Source organism: Micromonospora sp. NBRC 110037 (assembly GCF_001652995.1).
GTDB classification, from domain to species: Bacteria; Actinomycetota; Actinomycetes; order Mycobacteriales; family Micromonosporaceae; genus Micromonospora; species Micromonospora chalcea.
In genome coordinates this window covers 528,574-551,990 of record NZ_BBVA01000002.1, presented here as the reverse complement: position 1 = coordinate 551,990, position 23,417 = coordinate 528,574, and the positions used below count along the sequence as shown (strand labels likewise).

5 protein-coding genes are annotated in these 23,417 nt (G+C 73.7%); 1 reads left to right on the top strand and 4 read right to left on the bottom strand.

Annotation, left to right across the window (positions count from 1 at the left end):
• Nucleotides 1-14: 14 nt before the first annotated feature.
• The 3 genes from A4R25_RS02315 to A4R25_RS02305 form a co-directional block, all read right to left on the bottom strand.
• Nucleotides 15-863 (bottom strand): metallophosphoesterase, encoded by an 849-nt coding sequence (locus A4R25_RS02315; protein WP_043331321.1) that lies wholly within the window; start codon nt 861-863, stop codon nt 15-17.
• Nucleotides 864-1,107: 244 nt separating this feature from the next.
• Nucleotides 1,108-15,801 carry a type I polyketide synthase gene (locus tag A4R25_RS02310; RefSeq protein ID WP_373887990.1) on the bottom strand — a complete coding sequence of 4,898 codons (14,694 nt, stop codon included), beginning with the start codon at nt 15,799-15,801 and terminating at the stop codon, nt 1,108-1,110.
• A 32-nt stretch (nt 15,802-15,833) separates the two neighbouring features.
• Complete coding sequence (locus A4R25_RS02305) at nt 15,834-21,395, bottom strand: type I polyketide synthase (RefSeq protein WP_064445423.1); 5,562 nt, start codon at nt 21,393-21,395, stop codon at nt 15,834-15,836.
• Nucleotides 21,396-21,680: 285 nt separating this feature from the next.
• Here A4R25_RS02305 and A4R25_RS02300 point away from each other — a divergent pair, with 285 nt between their 5' ends.
• A complete protein-coding gene (locus tag A4R25_RS02300; RefSeq protein ID WP_043329886.1) occupies nt 21,681-22,442 on the top strand; it encodes a thioesterase II family protein in 762 nt (253 codons plus the stop codon).
• Nucleotides 22,443-22,512: 70 nt separating this feature from the next.
• On the opposite strand, the gene A4R25_RS02295 is transcribed toward A4R25_RS02300, so the two are convergent.
• Complete coding sequence (locus tag A4R25_RS02295) at nt 22,513-23,400, bottom strand: class I SAM-dependent methyltransferase (protein WP_043329884.1); 888 nt, start codon at nt 23,398-23,400, stop codon at nt 22,513-22,515.
• Between the last annotated feature and the right edge of the window lie 17 nt (nt 23,401-23,417).

Genomic DNA, 23,417 nt, shown 5'->3' with positions numbered 1-23,417 from the left:
GCCACGAGGGCCATTCAGGCGGCCGACGGCAGGATGCGGCGCAGCCGGCCGGGGGGCGTCGACCGGCGGCGCCACTCCCGCGGGTAGCCGACCGAGACCTCTTCGAACCGGACCCCGTCGTACCAGGTGGTGCGCGGGATGTGCAGGTGACCGTAGACGGCGACGCGGGCGTCGAAGCGGACGTGCCAGTCGGCAGTGGTCTCGGTGCCGCACCACTGGGCGAACTCCGGGTACCGCAGGATCCGGGTGGGCTCGCGTACGAGCGGGAAGTGGTTGACCAGGACGGTGGGCAGCCCGCCGCGCTCGGCGGTGAGCCGGCGCTCCGTCAGGGCCAGCCGCGCCCGGCACCAGGCGTCCCGCGTCGGGTACGGGTCCGGGTGCAGCAGGATCTCGTCGGTGCAGACCACGCCGACCTCGTGGGCCCGTGCCAGGGCCTGCTCCTTCGTGTACGTCCCCGGGGGCCGGAAGGTGTAGTCGTAGAGCAGGAACAGCGGCGCGATCAGGACCGGGTCGTCGCCCTGCGGGTCCCAGACGGGGTACGGGTCCTCCGGAGTCACCACCCCGAGCCCCCGGCACAGCTCCACCAGGTGCTGGTAGCGCGCGTCCCCCCGCAGCTGGATCGGGTCCTCGCGGGGAGTCCACAGCTCGTGGTTGCCGGGGGCCCAGATGACCTTGGCGAAGCGGCGGCTGAGGAGTCCCAGCGCCCACTCGATGTCGCCGACGAACTCCCCGACGTCGCCGGCGACGACGAGCCAGTCGCCGTCGCGCTCCGGCCGCAGCCGCTCGACGATGGCCTTGTTCTCCGCGTGCACCACGTGCAGGTCGCTGATGGCGAGCAGTTGAGGCAAGCCGGATCCGGCCATGCGGACCTCCCGTCCATCCGGGGTACCGCACGCACCCACATCCGTACCGCTCGGCTGCCGGTGGGCAGGGCGAGACGGCCTGGCGTGCTCCGACCCTACGGAGCCGGATCCACACCGGCACACCCCTAGACGGGATATGTGGACCCCTAGGCAGCCGCGCCTGCCCGACAGCGCCGGTCAGGCGTCCGGCGCCGTCGGGTGCCCCTTTCCCCGGCCCGTCCCGCCCGGGTCGGGCAGTATCCGCTCAGGACTTGCCGAACTCCCGCTGGATGATGTCGAAGAGCTCGTCCCGGCTGGCCGACTCCAACTCCTCTGCGGCGGCCGGCGCCGGTGCGGTGGCGGCGGGTCGGCCCCGCCACCGGGTCAGCAGGTCCTCCAGCCGACCGACGACCGCGTCGTCGACCTGGTCGCCCGGCAGCCCGCCGAGGAGCTTGTCGAGGCGTTCGATCTCGGCCACGATCGGCAACGCCGGCTGCTCGGGCGCCAACTCGGCCCGCAGGTGACCGGCGAGCGCGTTCGGGGTGGGATGGTCGAAGACGAGGGTGGCGGGCAGTCCGATGCCCGTTGCGGCGGTCAGCCGGTTGCGCAGCTCGACTGCGGTGAGCGAGTCGAAGCCCAGTTCGAGGAAGCCGCGGGCGGGCCTGATCCCGCTCGGCGTGGCGTGTCCCAGCACCGCCGCGGCGGTGCCGCGGACCAGGTCGAGCAGGATGCGGTCGCGCTCCGGCCCGGAGGCGGCGGCGAGCCGCTCGCGCAGCGCCGACGCCGCGCCGCGGTCCTCGCCCTTCGGCGCCTCCTCGGCCGGTGCGGGCTGTGCTTCGGGGATGTCGGTGAACAACCGGGACGGACGCAACGCCGTGAACGACGGCACAAACCGATCCCACCGCACATCCGCCACCACCACCTGACCCTCACCACCATCCAGCGCCCGCTGCAACGCCGCCACCGCCAACTCCGGAGCCATCCCCGGCAAACCACGCCGACTCAACTGCTCCCCCGCCACCCCCACCGCCATACCCGCCTCAGCCCACGGCCCCCACGCCACCGACGTCCCCACCAACCCACGCCCACGCCGCGACACCACCAACCCATCCACAAACGCATTCGCCGCCGCATACCCCACCTGACCCGCAGAACCCCACACCCCCGCAATCGACGAAAACACCACAAACGCATCCAAATCCAAACCAGCAGTCAACTCATCCAACACCACCGCACCACCAACCTTCGCCCGCAACACCTCCTCCACCTCACCCACACCCACCTCACCCAACGGCGTCAACTGCGCCACACCAGCCGCATGCACCACCGCCCGCAACCGCTCACCCCGACCCACCAAATCCCCCAACAACCCCGCCACCGCACCACGATCCGCCACATCACAACCCACCACCGACACCCGCACACCCAAACCCTCCAACCGCCCCACCAACTCACCCACACCCGCCGCACCACCACCACGCCGACTCACCAACACCACATGCTCCGCACCCACACCCACCGCCCACAACGCCACCCGCGCACCCAACGCCCCCGTACCACCCGTCACCAACACCGTCCCCGACAACCGAAAACCACCACCAGCACCCGCACCCGCACCCGCACCCGCACCCGCCGGACAACCCGCACGCACCAACCGCCGCACAAACACACCCGACGACCGCAACGCCACCTGATCCTCAACCCCCGACAACAACACCCCACACAACCAACCCCACACACCACCACCCAACACACCCGGCAAATCCACCAAACCACCCCACCGCAACGGCACCTCCAAACCCACCACCCGACCCAAACCCCACACCGCAGAACCGTCCAGGTCGGTCAGAGGCTCGGAGTCGTCCACGGAGACGGCACCGCTGGTCAACCACCACAGCCGACCCTCGACCTCAGTGACTGCAAGCGCCTGCGCGACCGCCAGTGCCTCGACGACACCGGCGCCGGCCAGCGACATCAGCGAGATCATCCCGGCGACCGGTCCTGCGGCCGCCGAGGCGGCGGACAGCCGACGCGCGATCCCGTCCCGGTCCAGTTCGTCCAGCACCACGGGGATCATCTCGGCGCCCCGCTCCGCCAGCCCGGCCAGCAACGGGTGGTCCTCCTGGCCGGGCACCATCAGCACGAGCCAGGAGCCGGTCAGGTTCTCGTTCCCGGTCACGTCCTGGCGCCGCCACACCACGCGGTAGCGCCAGGAGTCCACCGTCGACCGCTGCTGTGCGGCCCGCCGCCACTGCGCGAGCTTCGGCAGGACCGCGCTGAACGGTTCGTCCGCGCCGACACCCAGCTCGCCGCCGGCCAGGTCGGGGTCGCCGGACTCCACGGCCGCCCAGAACCGCCCGTCGAGAGCTTCGCCGTGCACGTCCCGGCGGGCCGCGGGCGCCGCCTCGGGCCAGTACCAGGTGTGGTCGAAGGCGTACGTGGGCAGGTCGACCACGCCCGGCCGGGCGCCGGTCTGACCGTGGTACGCCGCCCAGTCGACCGGCACACCCGCCACCCACAACTGCCCCAGCGCCGACGTCAACACGCCGACCTCCGGCTGATCCCGCCGCGACACCGCGACACACCGCACCCCGGCATCAGCGACGATCTCCGCCACCATCGCCGTCAACGTCACGTCCGGGCCCACCTCCAGGAAGGTGTCCACCCCCTGTGCCCGCAACGCCGCCACCCCGTCGGCGAACCGCACGGGCTGCCGCACATGCCGCACCCAGTACTCCGGATCCACCAGCTCCAGCGGCTCCGCGACCGCGCCGGTCACGTTCGACACGATCGGCACTCGCGGCACCCGCCAGTCCAGCCCCGCCACCACCGACCGGAACTCGTCCAACATCGGATCCATCAACCGCGAATGGAACGCGTGACTGACCGCCAGTTCCTTGACCCGCCAACCCCGCTCACGGCAAGCCACCACCACCGAGGCGACCTCGTCAGCCGCACCCGACACCACCACCGACGCCGGACCGTTCACCGCCGCCACGTCCACCGCCACGCCGGTCACGCCGAGCAGCTCGGCGACAGCCTCCTCCGACGCACCGACGGCCGCCATCACGCCACCGGCCGGCAACGCCTGCATCAACCGGCCCCGCGCCGCCACCAACGTGCACGCGTCCCTCAGGGACAACATCCCCGACACGTACGCCGCCGTCACCTCACCAATCGAATGACCCGCCAGGAAATCAGCCCGCACACCCCACGACGACAACAACTCCCACAACGCCACCTCAACCGCGAACAACCCCGCCTGGGCAAAGACGGTCTGATCCACCAGGGCAGCCTCATCCGACCCCGCCTGCGCGAACACCACATCCCGCAACGCACGCGGCAACAAACCATCGAACCGGACGCACACCTCGTCGAACGCCGACGCGAACACCGGAAACGCCTCGTACAGCTCCCGGCCCATACCCGCACGCTGCGAACCCTGACCCGTGAACAACACCGCCCGACGACCCGCCGACACCACACCCGCAGACCGACCCTCAGCCACCGCCGCAAGGCCCGCCACCAGCTCGTCCACGTCCGAGCCCCACACCACCGCCCGATACTCCAACGCCGCCCGAGTCGTCGCCAACGACCACGACACATCCACCGGCGACAGACCACGACCACGCACGAACGACCCCAGCCGCCCCGCCTGACCCGACAGACCCCGCTCCGAACGCCCCGACAGCACCCACGGCACCGGCAAAGCCACGGAAGCGCCCCCGGCAGACGCCGGGGCAGACTCCGGCTCCGCCGCGACCTCGGGGACGGCCTCGGGCTCCGGCTGCTCCAAAATCACGTGCGCGTTCGTGCCCGAGATGCCGAACGACGACACACCCGCCCGCCGGGGACGCTCCACGCCCGGCCACTCACGCGAGGCCGTCACCAACTCGACCGCGCCAGACGACCAATCCACATGCGACGACGGCACATCCACATGCAGCGTCGCCGGCACGGTCCCGTACCGCATCGCCAAGATCATCTTGATGATCCCAGCCACCCCCGCAGCCGCCTGCGTGTGACCGATGTTCGACTTCACCGACCCCAACAACAACGGCACATCCCGACCCTGCCCATACGTCGCCAACAACGCCTGCGCCTCGATCGGATCACCCAACGACGTACCCGTACCGTGCGCCTCCACCACATCCACATCAACCGCCGACAAACCCGCACTCGCCAGCGCCTGCCGGATCACCCGCTGCTGCGACGGACCATTCGGCGCCGTCAAACCATTCGACGCACCATCCTGATTCACCGCCGAACCCCGCACCACCGCCAGCACCCGACGCCCGTCACGCCGCGCATCCGACAACCGCTGCACCACCAGCACACCGACACCCTCGCCCCACGCGGTGCCGTCCGCAGACTCGGCGAAGGCCTTGCAGCGGCCGTCCGCCGACAGCCCACCCTGGCGGGAGAACTCGATGAAGGCGCCCGGGGTGGACATCACGGTGACGCCGCCGGCCAGCGCCAGGTCGCACTCGCCGGACCGCAGCGCCTGCACCGCCAGATGCAACGCCACAAGCGACGACGAACACGCCGTGTCCACAGTCACCGCCGGCCCCTCGAAACCGAACGAGTACGCCACCCGACCCGACAACACGCTCGCGGAGGCACCCGTCGCGCCGTACCCGGCGAGCGACTCACCGGCCTCGCGCACGACGGTCTCGTAGTCCTGGCCGTTGGTGCCGGCGAACACCCCGACGCGGCTGCCGCGCAGCGCGAGCGGTTCGATCCGGGCGTCTTCGAACGCCTCCCAGGAGACCTCCAGCAGCAGCCGCTGCTGCGGGTCCATGGCGAGCGCCTCCCGCGGCGAGATGCCGAAGAACTCCGCGTCGAAGCCACCCGCGTCGGCCAGGAAGGCACCGCGCGAGACGTAGGAGTCGGTGCCGGTCAGCGACTCCAGATCCCAGTGCCGGTTGGCCGGGAAGTCCGACATCGCGTCGGCACCGGCCGTCAGCAGGTCCCAGAGCCCCTCCGGAGACTCGGCTCCGGCCGGGAAACGGCAGCCCATGCCGACGATGACGATCGGGTCGTCGCCCACGACGGGGCCGGTGGCGGCGGGGACGGGCAGCGCCTGCCCGCCGAGCAGCTCGGCGTGGATGTGGCCGGCCAGCGCCGCCGAGTTCGGGTAGTCGAAGGCGAGCGTGGTCGGCAGCGCGAGGCCGGTCGCCGCGTCGAGCCGGTTGCGCAGCTCGACAGCTGCCAGCGAGGTGAAACCGAGATCCTGGAACGCCCGGTCCGGCGCCACCCGCTCGACGGAATCGTGGCCGAGCACGGCGGCGACCTCGGCGCGTACCAGCTCACCGAGGACGCGCAACTGCTCCGCGCCGGGCATTCCCGACAGGCGCAGGCGCAGGTCGGCCGCCGGCACCGGGGCGTCGGCGGGCACCGCCGCGCCGGCCTCGGCCAGCAGGTCGCGGACCAGCGGGTGGGCGCGCCGCGGACCGGTGGCGGCCACCCGGGCCCAGTCGATGTCGGCCACGACGAGGTACGTCTCGTCGCGGTCCAGCGCCCGGCTGAAGGCGCGCACGGCTGTCTCCGGTGCCATCGCGCCGAAACCGGTACGGCTGAGCCGCTGTTCGAAGTCGCCCGCGCTCACCCCGCCGTCGGCCCACAGGCCCCAGGCGAGCGAGGTCGCCGGCAGTCCCTCGGCGCGGCGGCGCTGCGCCAGGGCGTCGAGGAACGCGTTGCCGGGCGCGTACGTGGCCTGGCCGGCGGCGCCCATGAGGCCGGCGAGGGAGGAGAAGAGGACGAAGGCGGAGAGGTCGCTGCCCCGGGTCAGCTCGTCCAGGTTGCGCGCGGCGTCGACCTTCGCCCGCAGGGCGGTGGCCAGCTGGTCGACACTCACGGCGTCGACGACGTTGTCGTCGAGGGCGGCGGCGGTGTGCACGACCGCGTTCAGCGGAAGCTCGGCGGGGATCGAGTCGAGCAGCGTCGCGAGCGCGGCCCGGTCGGCCACGTCGCAGGACGCGAGGGTTACCCGGGCGCCGAGCCCGGCGAGTTCCTCGGCGAGGGCGGTCGCGCCGGGCGCCTCGCCACCCCGCCGGCTGACCAGGAGGAGGTGTTCGGCTCCGTCGGCGGCCAGCGCGCGGGCGACGTGTCCCCCGAGTGCCCCGGTGCCGCCGGTGATCAGCACCGTGCCGCGCGGCGTCCAGGAACCGCGCGCACCGGTGTCGCCGTACGTCGCACGAACGAGCCGGCGGGCGTGGCCGCCGGTGCCGCGCAGGGCGATCTCGTCCTCCCGGCCGGTGCCGGCGATCAGCGTCCGGAGCATCCGCACGACGCCCTGGTCGGGCTGCTCGGGGAGGTCGACGAGCCCGCCCCACCGGTGCGGGTGCTCGGCGCGCAGCACGCTGCCGAAGCCCCACGCCATGGCCTGCACGGGGTCGACGTGCCGGTCACGGGATCCGACCGAGACCGCGCCGCGGGTGGCGATCCAGAGCCGGGCGGTGATCCCGGCGTCGCCGAGGGCCTGCGCGAGCGCGACCGTGCCGGCGAGGCCCGTCGGCACGGAGGCGGCCCCGGCGTACGGCCGGGTGTCGAGGGCCAGCAGGGAGAGTACGGGCAGCACGTCCCCGTCGCGGCCGGTCGACGCCTCGGCGAGGTCGTGGGCGAGGCGCTTGCGGTCGCACGTGGCGTCGACCTCGACGATCCGCCCGCCGGCGGCGCCGAGGGCGGCGGCCCAGTCCGTCACGGCCGCGTCGGCGCCGGCCGGTACGACGAGCAGGAAGTCGGTCGCCTCGGCGCGGGCGGCGTCGTGCGTGAGCGGCTGCCAGGCCACCCGGTAGCGCCAGGAGTCGAGGGCCGCCTCGGCGTCCCGGCGGCGTCGCCAGGTGGACAGCGCCGGCAGCACGTCCGCGAGGGGGGCGTCGGCGTCGACGGCCAGGCTCTCGGCGAGGGTCGTCAGGTCCTCCGCCTCGATCGCCCGCCAGAAGTCCTCGTCGGCGGCGGTACGCCGGGCGGCGGGGGGACGGTAGGACCGCGTCGTCGCATTGATCCAGTAACGTCGATGGTCGAAGGCGTACGTGGGCAGGTCGACCACACCCGGCCGGGCGCCGGTCTGACCGTGGTACGCCGCCCAGTCGACCGGCACACCCGCCACCCACAACTGCCCCAAGGCCGCCGTCACCGCAGCGAGCTCCGACTGGTCCCGCCGCGACACCGGAACCCGCCGCACCCCGGCATCCGCGACGATCTCCGCCACCATCGCCGTCAACGTCGCATCCGGGCCGATCTCCAGGAACGTGTCCACCCCCTGTGCCCGCAACGCCGCCACCCCATCGGCGAACCGCACGGGCTGCCGCACATGCCGCACCCAGTACTCCGGATCCACCAGCTCCAGCGGCTCCGCGACCGCGCCGGTCACGTTCGACACGATCGGCACCCGCGGCACCCGCCAGTCCAGCCCCGCCACCACCGACCGGAACTCCTCCAGCATCGGATCCATCAACCGCGAATGGAACGCGTGACTGACCGCCAGTTCCTTGACCCGCCAACCCCGCTCACGGCAGGCCCCCACCACCGAAGCGACCTCATCGGCCGCGCCCGAGACGACCACCGACGCGGGGCCGTTGACCGCCGCGATGTCCACGGCCGCGCCCGACGCGCCGATCAGCTCGGCGACAGCCTCCTCCGACGCGCCCACCGCCGCCATCACCCCACCCGACGGCAAAGCCTGCATCAACCGACCCCGCACCGCCACCAGGGAACAGGCGTCCGCCAACGACAACATCCCCGACACGTACGCGGCCGTCACCTCACCGATCGAATGACCCGCCAGGTAGTCGGCCCGCACACCCCACGACGACAGCAACTCCCACAACGCCACCTCGACCGCGAACAACCCCGCCTGGGCAAAGACGGTCTGATCCACCAGGGCAGCCTCATCCGACCCCGCCTGCGCGAACACCACATCCCGCAACGCACGCGGCAACAAACCCTCAAACCCCGCACACACCCCGTCGAAGGCCTGCGCGAACACCGGAAACGCCTCGTACAACTCCCGGCCCATACCCCCACGCTGCGAACCCTGACCCGTGAACAACACCGCCCGACGACCCGCCGACACCACACCCGACACCACCGACCGGCCCTCAGCCACCGCCGACAGACCAGCAACCAACTCGTCCACCGACGAACCCCACACCACCGCCCGATGCTCCAACGCCGCCCGAGTCGTCGCCAACGACCACGACACGTCCGCCACCACAAGGCCGGACCGTTCCCGCACGAACGACGCCAACCGCGCCGCCTGACCCACCAGACCCCGCTCCGAACGCCCCGACACCACCCACGGCACCGGCAACCCGACCGGCGCGGCAGACCCCGCGGCGTGCTCCGGCTCCGCCTGCTCGATGATCACGTGCGCGTTCGTCCCCGAGATGCCGAACGACGACACACCCGCCCGCCGGGGACGCCCCACGCCCGGCCACTCACGGGACTCGGTCACCAGCTCCACCGCACCCGACGACCAGTCCACATGCGACGACGGCACATCCACGTGCAACGACGCCGGCACCACCCCGTACCGCATCGCCAAGATCATCTTGATGACACCCGCCACCCCCGCAGCCGCCTGCGTGTGACCGATGTTCGACTTCACCGACCCCAGCAGCAGCGCGTCCCGGTCGTCGCGGTCCTGCCCGTACGTGGCGAGCAGCGCCTGGGCCTCGATGGGGTCGCCCAGCGTCGTGCCCGTGCCGTGCGCCTCCACGACGTCGACGTCGGCGACGCCCAGCCGGGCGTTCGCGAGGGCCTGCCGGATCACCCGCTGCTGCGAGGGGCCGTTCGGCGCCGTCAAACCGTTCGACGCGCCGTCCTGGTTGACGGCCGTGCCCCGCACGACCGCGAGGACCCGGCGCCCGTCACGCCGCGCGTCCGACAGCCGCTGCACCAGCAGCACCCCGACGCCCTCGGACCAGCCCGTGCCGTCCGCCGCGTCGGAGAACGACTTGCAGCGGCCGTCGGGGGCCATGCCCCGCTGCCGGGAGAAGTCGATGAACGTCTCGGGCGTCGCCATCACCGTGACGCCGCCGGCCAGCGCCAGGTCGCACTCCCCCGACCGCAGCGCCTGCACCGCCAGGTGCAACGCCACAAGCGACGACGAACACGCCGTGTCCACAGTCACCGCCGGGCCCTCGAACCCGAACGAGTACGCCACGCGACCCGACAACACGCTGCTGGCGGTGCCGACGCCGAGGTAGCCGTCGAGGGTCTCGGGGACGTCGGCCAGCCCTGCGGCGTGGTTGTGGTACATCATGCCGGCGAACACGCCGACGGGGCGGCCACGCAGCGCAAGCGGGTCGATCCGGGCGTCCTCGATGGCCTCCCACGAGGTCTCCAGCAGCAGCCGCTGCTGCGGGTCCATGGCGAGGGCCTCGTGCGGCGAGATCTTGAACAGGTCGGCGTCGAAGTCGGCGGCGTCGGCCAGGAAGCCGCCCTCGCGGGCGTAGCTGCTGCCCCGGCGCGCGCCGGACGGGTCGTACAGGTCGTCGACGTCCCAGCCGCGGTCGGCGGGGAAGCCGGTGATGCCGTCGCCACCGGAGACGAGGAGGTCCCACAGTTGCTCGGGGCTGCGTACGCCGCCGGGGTAGCGGCAGCTCATGCCGACGATCGCGATCGGCTCGTCGAGCGCCGCGACGGCGGCTACCGGAGCCGCCCGGGTGCCGGCGTCCGTTGCGGTCTCGGCGTCCAGGTGGTCGGCGAGGGCGAGCGGGGTCGGGTGGTCGAAGACTAGCGTCGCGGGCAGGCGCAGGCCGGTGACCGCGCCCAGCCGGTTGCGCAGTTCGACGGCGGTGAGCGAGTCGAAACCGAGCTCGGTGAACGGACGCCCGGCCTCGACGGCGGCGGCGTCGGCGTACCCCAGGACCGTCGCGACCTGGTCGAGGACGAGCCGCAGCAGGGCCGCGGCGCGCTCCTCGCGGTCGAGGCCGGCGAGCCGCCCGGTCAGCGCGGCGGTCTCCGCCGGGCCGGACCGCGCGGCGCGGCGACGGGGCGCCCGGACCAGGCCGCGCAGGACCGGCGGCAGGGTGCCCGCCTCGGCCTGGGCGCGCAGCGCCGGCCCGTCCAGCGCCATCGGCACCGTCGCGGGCAGGCCGGTGAGCAGGGCGGCGTCGAGGAGCGCGAGGCCGTCCGCCGCGGGAAGCGGCCGTACGCCGGCCCGGGCCAGCCGGTCGGTGTCGGCGCGGTCGAGGCCGGCGGTCATGCCGCCGCCCGACTCCGCCCACGGGCCCCAGGCCAGCGAGTGCGCCGGCAGGCCCGCGGCCCGTCGCCGGTGGGCGAGCGCGTCCAGGAAGGCGTTGGCCGCCGCGTAGTTGGCCTGGCCGGGGCTGCCCGTCACGCCCGCCGCCGAGGAGTACGTGACGAAGAGCGCGAGGCGGCCGGCGGCGGTCAGCTCGTGCAGGTTCGCGGCGGCGTCCACCTTCGGCCGCAGCACGTCGCCGAGCGTCTCGGGGGTGAGCGAGGTCAGGGTGCGGTCGGCCAGCACGCCGGCGGTGTGCACCACGCCGGTCAGCGGGTGCGCCGGGTCGATCCGGTCCAGCAGCGCGGCGAGGGCGGCCCGGTCGGCGGCGTCGCACGCCTCGACAGTCGCGGTGGCGCCCAGGTCGGCGAGGGCTGCGACCAGGTCGGCTGCGCCGTCGGCGTCGGCGCCGTGCCGGCTGGTGAGCAGCAGGTGCCGGGCCCCGTACCGGGTGACCAGGTGGCGGGCGGTCAGTGCGCCGAGGGCACCGGTGCCGCCGGTGACCAGCACCGTGCCCTCCGGGTCCAGCGCCGGCGCCGGCGCGTCGGGTTCCGGGGCGGCGACGAGCCGGGGCACGCGGAGCGCCCCGTCGCGTACCGCCGCCTGCGGCTCGTCGGCCGACAGCAGGCCGGCGAGGGCGGCCGCGCAGTTCTCCTCGTCGTCGACGTCGACGACGAGGAAGCGGCCGGGGTGCTCGGCCTGGGCGGAGCGGAGCAGGCCCCACACGGCGGCGCCGGCGAGGTCGGTGACCTCCGCGTCGTCGTCCACGGCGACGGCGCCGCCGGTGAGGACCACCAGCCGGGAGTCGCCGGTGTGCGGTTCGGCGGCGAGCCAGCCCTGGAGCACGGCGAGGACCTCGGCGAGCAGGTCGTGGACGGCGCCGGGGCCGGTCGCGCCGGCCACCGGGTACAGCACGGCGTCGGGTACCCCGGCGTCGCGGAGCGCGTCGAGGTCGGCGTACCGGGCGGCGGGCGGGCCGGACGGCAGCGGGGCGGGACGTTCGCCGAGCACCGCCCAGGTCGTGCCGTCGGCAGCGCCCCCGGCGACGGGGTGCCGGAGCCAGTCGAGGCGGAACAGCGAGCGCCGCCACGCGGACCCGCCGGCGGTGAGCTCCCCCGCCGGCAGGGGCCGCAGTACCAGGGAGCCGACCCGGGCGACCGGCGCCCCGGTGGCGTCGGCGACCAGCATGGACACCGTGTCCGGACCGGTGGGGGTCAACCGCACCCGCAGCGTGTCGGCGCCGTGGGCGGACAGCGTCACGTCGGACCAGGCGAACGGCATCCGGGCCTCGCCGGGGTCGACGACGCCCAGCCCGACCGCCTGCACGGCGGCATCGAGCAACGCCGGGTGCAGCCCGTACCCACCGGCGTCGCCGGCCGCCGGCTCGGGCAGCGCCACCTCGGCGTACACGTCCGCGCCGACGCGCCAGGCGGCACGCAGCCCGGAGAAGGCCGGGCCGTACGCGAACCCGGCCCGTGCCGCCCGCCCGGCCAGCTCCGACACGTCCAGGGAGGTGGCGTCGCTCGGCGGCCACTGCGCCAGCGTGCCGGTGTCCTCATCCGGCTCCTCGGTGAGCAGGCCGGTGGCGTGCCGTACCCAGATGTCGTCGGTGCCGGCGCGGCGGGCGTGGACGGTGAGCTGCCACGCTCCGCCGCCGGTGCGTTCGGCGGCGACCTGCACGTCGACGCCGCCGGTCTCGGGCAGCACCAGCGGCGCCTGGAGGGTCAGCTCGGCGAGCCGTTCGGCGCCGACCTCCGCGCCGGCCCGCATCGCCAGTTCCACGAACCCGGTGCCGGGCAGGAGCACGACGTCGCGCAGGGCGTGCTCGGCCAGCCAGGGCTGGGTCTCCACGGACAACCTGCCGGTGAGCGTCACCTCGTCGCCGTCGGCCGAGCGGAACACCGCGCCGAGCAGCGGGTGGCCGGTCGGGGTCAGCCCGGCGGCGGTCACGTCGGCGGGCTGCGGCAGGGGCAGCAGCCAGTAGCGTTCGCGCTGGAACGCGTACGTGGGCAGGTCGACCGGCACGGGCGGGCCGGCGAACAGGGCCGCCCAGTTCACCGGCACGCCCCTGGCCCACACGGTGGCCGCGGCGGCCAGGGCGGTCGTCGCCTCGTCGTGCTCGGCGCGCAGCACGGGGGCGCAGACCGCCTGGTCCGCGCCGACGATCTCCTGGGTGAGCGCGCAGAGCACTCCGCCCGGGCCCACCTCGACGTACGCGCCGACACCCAGCTCACGCAGCGTGGTCACGGCGGCGTCGAAGCGGACCGTGTCGCGGACGTTGCGCAGCCAGTACGCCGGGGAGCACACCTCGTCGGGGTCGAGCACCGATCCGGTCACGGTGGAGACCACGGGGATGCGGGGCGCGGCGAAGGTCAGTTGCCCGAGCACGTCGCCGAACGCGTCGAGCATCGGGTCCATGCGGGCGGAGTGGAACGCGTGGCTGACCCGCAGCCGCCTGGTGCTGCGGCCGAGGGCTGCGAAGTGTGCGGCGACCGCCAGCACGGCGTCCTCGTCGCCGGAGACGACGACGGACTCCGGGCCGTTGACGGCGGCCAGCCCGGCGCCGGGCGTCCCGCCGGCGGTGGCCAGGTGCGCGCGGACCTCCGCCTCGGTGGCGCGGATCGACACCATGGCGCCACCGGTGGGCAGCGCCTGCATCAGCGTGCCCCGGGCGGCCACCAGGCGGGCGGCGTCGGGCAGCGACAGCACGCCGGCGATGTGCGCGGCGGCCACCTCGCCGACCGAGTGCCCGGCCACGAAGTCCGGCACGACACCCCAGGACTCGACGAGCCGGTAGGCGGCGACCTCGATGGCGAAGAGCGCCGCCTGGGCGTACCCGGTGCGGTCGAGCACGTCGGCGGGGCCGTCGAGCACGCCGCGCAGCGGCCGGTCGAGGTGCCTGTCCAGCTCCGCGCAGGCGGCGTCGAAGGCGTCGGCGAAGGCCGGGAAGGCGGCGTACAACCGCTGGCCCATGCCGACGCGCTGGGCGCCCTGGCCGGTGCAGAGCACGGCGACGCGGGTGGGACTGGCGACCCCGCGCCGCACGGACGGGGCCGGGACCCCGTCGGCCAGCGCGCCGAGCCCGGCGAGCAGTTCGTCCCGGTCGGCGCCGAGCAGCACCGCCCGGTGTTCCAGGACGGACCGGCCGGTGGCCAGGGCCCGGCCCACGGCGGCCGGTGCGGCGTCGGGGTGCTCGGCGAGCCAGGAGCGCAGCCGGTCGGCCTGGGCGCCGAGCGCTGCGGCGCTGCGCGCGGAGACGACCCACGGCAGCGGGTCGGGGCCGGTGACGGCGTCGGTGGCCGGCTGCGGCGCGGGCGGGGCGGCCTCGACGATGACGTGGGCGTTGGTGCCGCTGACACCGAACGAGGAGACGCCCGCGCGCATGGGCCTCGTCGCGCGCGGCCACGGGCGCGGCTCGCGGAGCAGGCTCACCGCGCCGGCCGACCAGTCGACGTGCGGGGACGGCTCGTCGACGTGCAGGGTGCGCGGCAGGACGCCGTGACGCATCGCCATGACCATCTTGATGACGCCGGCGACGCCGGCCGCGGCCTGGGTGTGCCCGAGGTTCGACTTGATCGACCCGAGCCACAGGGGCTGGTCGTCGGCCCGGTCCCGGCCGTACGTGGCGAGCAGGGCCTGCGCCTCGATGGGGTCGCCGAGGCGGGTGCCGGTGCCGTGGGCCTCGACGGCGTCCACGTCGGCCGGGGCGAGCCGGGCGTTGGCGAGGGCCTGGCGGATCACGCGTTGCTGCGACGGGCCGTGCGGAGCGGTGAGGCCGTTGGAGGCGCCGTCGGAGTTGACCGCGCTGCCGCGCACGACGGCGAGCACCCGGTGGCCGTTGCGCTGCGCGTCGGAGAGCCGCTCCAGCAGCAGCAGCCCGGCGCCCTCGCTCCAGCCGGTGCCGTCGGCGGTGGCCGCGAAGGACTTGCACCGCCCGTCCGGGGACAGGCCACGCTGGCGGCTGAAGCCGACGAACGTGTCGGGGCTGGACATGACGGTGACGCCGCCGGCCAGCGCGAGGGTGCACTCGCCGGAACGCAGGGCCTGGACGGCGAGGTGCAGCGCCACCAGTGAGGACGAGCAGGCGGTGTCGACGGTGACGGCCGGGCCCTCGAAGCCGAACGTGTACGCGATCCGGCCGGAGACGACGCTGCCGTGGTTGCCCGTGCCGACGAACGCCTCGACCTCCTGCGGCACGCCGTTGAGCCGGGAGACGTAGTCGTGGTACATGACGCCGGTGAAGACGCCGGTGCGGCTGCCCTTGAGCGAGTCCGCGGCGATGCCGGCCCGCTCGACCGTCTCCCAGGCGACCTCCAGCAGGAGGCGCTGCTGCGGGTCCATGGCCAGCGCCTCGCGGGGCGAGATGCCGAAGAAGCCGCCGTCGAACTCGCCGGCGTCGTGCAGGAAGCCGCCCTCGCGGGTGTACGACTTGCCGTGCGCGTCCGGGTCGGGGTCGTAGAGGCTCTCCACGTCCCAGCCCCGGTCCGCCGGGAAGGGTGTGACGGCGTCGACGCCGGACTCGACCAGCCGCCACAGCGCCTCCGGAGTCCGCACCCCGCCCGGGTAGCGGCAGCCCATCGCCACGATCGCGATCGGCTCGTGATTCTGCTCGTCGACGGCCCGCAGGCGCTCGCTGGTCTCGTGCAGGTCAGCGGTGACGCGCTTGAGGTACTCGCGGAGCTTGGCTTCGTTCGCCATCGGGTTGATCACCTGTCGCTAAGGGGCAAGCGGCGGACTCGTGGTCAGGATCGGCCGAACTTCTGGTCGATGAAGTCGAACAGCTCGTCGTCCGAGGCGTCGTCGAGGGCCTGGCCGACGTCGTCGGGCCGGTCGGTGGTGTCGCTCCACCGGGTGACCAGCGCCCGGAGGCGGACCGCCACGGCGGTACGCGTCTCGTCGTCGGCGGCCAGCCGCTCCAGTTCCTCCGGCGCGGTCGCGGCGAACGCGGCCTCCAGCCGGTCCAGCTCGGCGAGCAGGCCCGGTTCGGGCTTCGGCGGGGCGGCGTCGACCAGCAGGAAGTCGGCGAGGGCGGCGGGCGTGGGGCAGTCGAAGATGAGGCTCGCCGGCAGCCGGATGCCGGTGAGGGCGGTCAGCCGGTTGCGCAGCTCCACGGCTGTCAGCGAGTCGAAGCCGAGGCCGGTGAACGTCTGCCCGGACGGCACGACGGTGGCCGGCGGGTAGCCGAGCACCTCGATGACCTGCGCCTTGACCAGGTCCTCCACCAGCCGGCCGCGTTCGGCCTCGGGCGTGCCGGCGAGGCGCTGCGCGAAGGACGGGCCGCCGTCGCCGCCGCCGTCGACGACGCGCCGCCGGGCCCGGACCAGGCCGCGCAGCGGCGCCGGGAGCTGGCCGGCGTCGGCCTGGCGGCGCAGCGCGGCGAGGTCGAGCAGCGCCGGCACCAGGTGGGGGCGTCCACCGTGCAGGCCGGCGTCGAAGAGGCGCAACGCCTGGCCGGTGCCGAGCGGGCTGAGGCCGTTGCGGCTCATCCGCTGCCGCTGTGCGGCGTCGAGTGCGCCCGTCATCCCGCTGTCCGCGGCCCAGAGGCCCCAGGACAGGGACGTGGCGGCGAGGCCGCAGGCGTGCCGGTGCCCGGCGAGGCCGTCGAGGAACGCGTTCGCGGCGGCGTAATTGCCCTGCCCCGGGCCGCCGAGGACACCGGCGACCGACGAGAAGAGGACGAACATCGCCAGCGGCCGCGATCGGGTCAGCTCGTGCAGGTGCCAGGCGGCGTCGGCCTTGGCGGAGAGAACGGCTGACAGCCGGCCGGGGGTCAGCGCCGAGATCACCGTGTCGTCGAGGACGCCGGCGGCGTGCACCACGCCGGTGAGCGGGTGCTCGGCGGGAACGTCGGCCAGCACCGCGGCCAGGCGGTCCCGGTCCGCCACGTCGGCGGCGACCAGGCGGGCCTGCGCACCCAGCGCGGTCAGCTCGGCGAGCAGCTCCGCCGCGCCGGGGGCGTCGGTTCCGCGGCGGCTGACCAGCAGCAGGTGGCGCACCTTGTGCGTACTGACCAGGTGCCGGGCCAGCAGACCGCCGAGGGCGCCGGTGGCCCCGGTGACCAGGACCGTCCCGTCGGGGTCGAGGGCGGCGGCCGGCGCCGGGTCGAGGACGGCTGGCGCGAGCCGGGGCGCCAGCACCTGCTCGTCCCGGACCGCCAGTTGGGGTTCGCCGGTGGCGACCGCACGGGCCACCAGGTCCACGGTGCAGGACTCCGGCTGCCGCGCCTCGTCGAGGTCCACGAGCACGAAGCGGTCGGGGTGCTCCGCCTGGGCCGAGCGCAGCAGGCCCCAGACCGCCGCGCCGGGCAGGTCGCCCGTACGACAGGTGTCGCCGGCGGCGACGGCCCCGCGGGTCAGCACGACCAGCCGCCGCTGTGCCAGCCGGTCGTCGGCGAGCCAGCCCTGGACGGCGGCCAGCACCGCCGTGAGCCGGCTCCGCGTCGCGGCGGGAACCGGGGCGTCCTCGTCGTCGGTGTACGCGGCGAGCAGCACCAGTTCCGGGTCGATCCGGCCGGAGTCGACCGCCTCCGCCAGCTCGGCGAGCCTGTACCTGGCGATCTCGGACAGGTCGGACGGCGCGTCGCCGAGGAGCACCACCCGGACGGTCGCCGGGGTACCCGGCCGCACGCTCTGCCAGTTGACGGCGTACAGCGGGTCGGCTGCGGAGTCACCGCCGCGCACCTGGTCGGCGGTGACGGGGCGGGAGACCAGGGAGTCGATCCGGGCGACGGGGGCGCCGGCCGGGTCGGTCAGGGTCAGGGCCACGCCGCCGCCGCTGCGCCGGGCGCGTACCCGCAGCGCGGTCGCGCCGACCGCCGAGAGGGTGACGCCGGTCCAGGCGAAGGGCAGGCGTACGCCGGAGGCATCATCCGCGTCGGAGTCGAGCAGGCCGACGACGTGCAGCGCAGCGTCCAGCAGGGCGGGATGCAGGCCGAAGCCGGCGACCTCGGCGCCGTCGGGCACCGCCACCTCGGCGCACACCTCGTCGCCGGTGCGCCAGACGGCGCGCAGGCCACGGAAGAGGGTGCCGTATTCGACGCCCAGACGGGACAGCTCGGTGTAGATCCCGTCGACCGCGACGGCGGTGGCGGCGCTGGGCGGCCACGGCGCCGGATCGGACCGGTCGGGCTGCGGTACGGCGGGGGCGAGGACGCCCGCCGCGTGGCGGTCCCACTCGCCGTCCGGGTCGGCGGCGGCGCGGGAGTGGATGGCGACCGTCCGGCGACCGTCCTCGTCCGCCGCGCCCAGTTTCACCTGCACCGCCCGGGTGCCGTCCTCGGCGAGCGCCAGCGGGGCCTGGAGGGTCAGCTCGTCGAGGGTGTCGCAGCCGACCTGCGCGCCCGCGTGCAGGACCATCTCGACCAGGGCGGCGCCGGGCACCACCACCGAGTCCCAGACGACGTGTTCGGCGAGCCACGGGTGTGTCAGTACGGAGAGTTCGGTGCCGAACACCCGTACGTCGTCGTCGGCGACGCGTACGGCGGCGCCGAGCAGCGCGTGGTCGACGGGGCGGACACCGAGCCCGGGCGCCGTCTCGACCCCCGCGCTGGCGTTGAGCCAGTAGCGCTGCTGGTCGAAGGCGTACGTGGGCAGGGCGATGGCGCGGGGGCGTGCCTCGGCTGCCCGCTCGGGGCCGGCCCCGTCGAGGGCGGCGAGGTATCCGGTCCAGTCGACGTGGCCGCCGGTGACGTACCACTCGGCGAGGGCGGTGCGCAGCGTGTCGGCCTCGGAGTGCCCGGCGCGCATCGTGGCGGTGAACCGGACCTCGCCGGCCGCCTCGACGCAGTCCTGCGCCATGGCGGTGAGTACGGCGTCGGGGCCGACCTCCAGGAACTGGGTGACGTCCTGCTGGTGGAGGGTGCGCACCGCGTCGGCGAACCGTACCGGCTGGCGTACGTGCCGCACCCAGTAGCCCGGGTCGGTCAGCTCCGCCGCGTCCGCGACCGCGCCGGTCACGTTCGACACGATCGGCACCCGCGGCGGCTGCCAGTCCAGCCCCGCCACCACCGACGCGAACTCGTCCAGCATCGGATCCATCAACCGCGAATGGAACGCGTGACTGACCGCCAGTTCCTTGACCCGCCAACCCCGCTCACGGCAGGCCGCCACCACCGAAGCGACCTCGCCGGCGGCACCCGACACCACCACCGACGCCGGACCGTTCACCGCCGCCACGTCCACACCCGACGACGCGATCAGCTCGGCGACAGCCTCCTCCGCCGCGCCCACCGCCGCCATCACCCCACCCGACGGCAGAGCCTGCATCAACCGGCCCCGCGCCGCCACCAACGTGCACGCGTCCCTCAGGGACAACATCCCCGACACGTACGCGGCCGTCACCTCACCGATCGAATGACCCGCCAGGAAATCAGCCCGCACACCCCACGACGCGAGCAACTCCCACAACGCCACCTCAACAGCGAACAACCCCGCCTGGGCAAAGACGGTCTGATCCACCAGGGCAGCCTCATCCGACCCCGCCTGCGCGAACACCACATCCCGCAACGCACGCGGCAACAAACCCTCAAACCCCGCACACACCCCGTCGAAGGCCTGCGCGAACACCGGGAACGTCTCGTATAGCTCCCGGCCCATACCCACACGCTGCGAACCCTGACCGGTGAACAACACCGCCCGACGACCCGCCGACACCACACCCGACACCACCGACCGGCCCTCGGCAACAGCCGACAGCCCGGCCACCAGCTCGTCCACGTCCGAGCCCCACACCACCGCGCGGTGCTCCAACGCCGCCCGCGACCTCACCAACGACCACGACACATCCCACGACGACACGCCAGACCCAGGCACGAACGACGCCAACCTCGACGCCTGCCCCACCAGAGCACGCTCCGAACGCCCCGACACCACCCACGGCACCGGCACACCCACCGGCACCGCGACGGGCTCGGGATCGGCTTCGGCCTCCGGCTGTTCCAGGACCACGTGCGCATTGGTCCCCGAGATGCCGAACGACGACACACCCGCCCGCCGAGGGCGCTCGACGCCCGGCCACTCGCGCGCCTGGGTCACCAGCTCCACCGCACCCGACGACCAATCCACATGCGACGACGGCACATCCACGTGCAGCGTCGCCGGCACGGTCCCGTGCCGCATCGCCGAGATCATCTTGATGATGCCCGCCACCCCCGCAGCGGCCTGCGTGTGACCGATGTTCGACTTCACCGACCCGAGCAACAGCGGCACATCCCGGCCCTGCCCGTACGTCGCCAGCAAAGCCTGTGCCTCGATCGGATCACCCAACGTCGTACCCGTACCGTGCGCCTCCACCACGTCCACGTCGGCGACGCCCAGCCGGGCGTTGGCGAGCGCCTGCCGGATGACCCGCTGCTGGGAGGGGCCGTTCGGCGCCGTCAAACCATTCGACGCACCGTCCTGGTTCACCGCCGAACCCCGCACCACCGCCAGCACCCGACGCCCGTCGCGTCGCGCGTCCGACAAGCGCTGCACCAGCAGCACACCGACGCCCTCGGCGAGCGCCGTGCCGTCCGCCGCGTCGGCGAACGCCCGGCACCGGGCCACCGGGGACAGGTTGCCCTGCCGGGTGAAGTCGACGAACACCGCGGGAGTGGGCATCACCGTCACGCCACCGGCCAGCGCGAGATCGCACTCCCCCGACCGCAGCGCCTGCACCGCCAGGTGCAACGCCACAAGCGACGACGAACACGCCGTGTCCACAGTCACCGCCGGCCCCTCGAACCCGAACGAGTACGCCACCCGGCCCGAGGCGATGCTGCCCGCGTTGCCGAGGCCGAGGTAGTCCTCCACGCCCGCCGGCGGGGTCTCCGGCGGGTGGGCGTACCCGCTGTGGGTCATGCCGGCGAAGACCCCGACCCGGGCGCCCTTCAGGCTTGTGGGGTCGATCCCCGCCGTCTCGACGGCCTCCCACGAGGTCTGCAGCAGCAGCCGCTGCTGCGGGTCCATGGCGAGGGCCTCGCGCGGCGAGACCCCGAACAGCCGAGGGTCGAACTCGGCGGCGTCGGCCACGAATCCGCCCTCCCGGACCGAGGAGGTGCCCGGCCGGGACCGCTCCGGGTCGTAGAGCGCGTCGAGATCCCAGCCGCGGTCGGTGGGGAAGGAGGCGATCGCGTCACCGCCGGACGCGACGAGATCCCACAGTTCCTCGGCGGTGCGCACCCCGCCGGGGAACCGGCAGCCGATGCCGACGATCGCGATGGGCTGCTGCGCGTCGGCCTCGACGTCCCGGAGCCGTTGCCGGGTCCGCCGCAGGTCGGCGGTGACTCTCTTCAGGTACTCCCGGAGCTTCTCTTCGGTGTCCATCAACCCAGCCCATCGCGATTCACGGCGGAGACTCGACGTAAGCGACGGTACGAATGCGCAGAAGTCTCAGGCGACACCTGTATCTGTCGTTCGGCTCGCTCGGCCGAGAGCCACGCAGATCCCCATCTGCCGGGAGAAGTTATTGGTTGCGCGCGAGCGCGGACAACCCCTAACCAGGCAACCGACCAGCTAGGGGTGTCCGGTCCCGACCCGTCGCACTAGCGTCGCCTCGACCGGGTCCGCGCCGATCCGGTCGGCAACCGCAGCCGCCGGAAGGACCACCAGAGGATGACGACGCCAGATACCGACAACGGCTTGTGGGTGCGACGCTTCCACCCCGCTCCGGGCGGCGCGAGGCGGTTGGTGTGCCTGCCCCACGCCGGCGGGTCGGCAAGCTTCTACTTCCCGGTGTCCCGCGCTCTCTCCCCCGCCGTGGAGGTGCTGTCGATCCAGTACCCGGGACGGCAGGACCGGCGCCACGAGAAGTGCATCGGCGACATCCACGACCTCGCGCGCGAGGTGTTCACCGTGCTGCGGCCCTGGCGGGACGAGCCGCTGGCCATCTTCGGGCACAGCATGGGGGCCAGCCTCGGCTTCGAACTCGCCCGGCTCATCGAGCAGGACGGCGGCAGCGTCGCGCACCTGTTCGCCTCCGGGCGCCGGGCGCCGTCGAAGTCACGGCACGAGACGGTGCACCTGCTCGACGACGAGGGGCTGCTGGCCGACGTCCGGAAGCTGAGCGGCACCAACTCCGCCGTCCTCGGGGATCCGGAGATGCTGCGCGCCGCGTTGCCGGCGATCCGCAACGACTACCGGGCCGCCGAACGGTACACCTACCGGCCGGGGCCGCCGCTGAGCTGCCCGATCACCGTCCTCACCGGTGACGACGACCCGAAGACGACTGTCGAGGAGGCCCGGGCGTGGTCGGACCACACCACCGCGGCGTTCGACCTGAAGGTCTACCCGGGCGGGCACTTCTTCCTCGCCGAGCACCAGCCGGCGATCCTGCGGGCCATCTCGACGGCACTGAGCGCGGCGCCGGCGGTCTGATCCCACCGGACGAGGGGCCCGTCCGCCGGTCGTCACGACCGGTCGGCGGGCCCCTCGTCCGTGCGCGGTGTCACCGCTTGTGGCCGACCGCGATCACGTAGTCCATCTGCGCCAGCTCACGCTTCATGAGGTCCTGGTTCTTCCAGTGGGCCGCCATGCTCTTGCGGACGGCCGGCTTGACGACGGCCCGGAACGCGGGGTCGTTGGTCCGCTCGGCCATGTACGCCCGCCAGCCCTCCCAGGTCTGCTCCTTGATCGAGCGGACCTCCGGGTTGGCGAAGCCGGCCTCGACCAACTGCTGCCGGTACGTGTCCCGGTCGTGCCAGTTCTCCTTCGGGATGCTGAACTTGACGAAACTCAGCGGGCCGGACTGGATGGCGGCGCGGACGACGTCGCCGCTGACCGGGATGATGTCGGCCGTGGCGAGCACGCCGCCCGGGCGCAGCACCCGCAGCGCCTCGGCGAAGAACGCGCTGCGCGGGTAGAAGTGGAAGGCGGACTCCAGGGCGACGACCCGGTCGAAGGTGTTGTCCTCGAAGGGCAGTTCGGTGGCGCTGCCGAGCCGGAAGTCGGTCCGGTCGGCGAGCCCCTCCTCCTGCGCCCGGCGCTGTGCCGCCTCGACGTGGTGCGGGGTGATGTTCAGGCCGTACACCTTGGCGACCTGGCGCTCCCGCAGCCACTTGAAGTCCTGGTCCCCGTAGCCGAAGCCGACGTCGAGCACGGTGTCGTCGGGCTTGAGCCCGGCGGCGTCGGCCAGCTTGTCGGCCAGCGCGTCGGCGGCCGTGTCGATGTCGGTGACCCCGTCGGACCAGTAGCCCACGTTCATGTAGTGGGTACGGCGGGCCGCGAACTCCACGTCGGGTGACTGGATCTCGTAGAAGCGCCGGACCCGGGTGATGGGGTCGGCGGTGAAGACCGTGCGGATCGCCCGGCCGGCGATCTTCAGGTTCTCGAACATGTCGGTTCCTTCCGGTG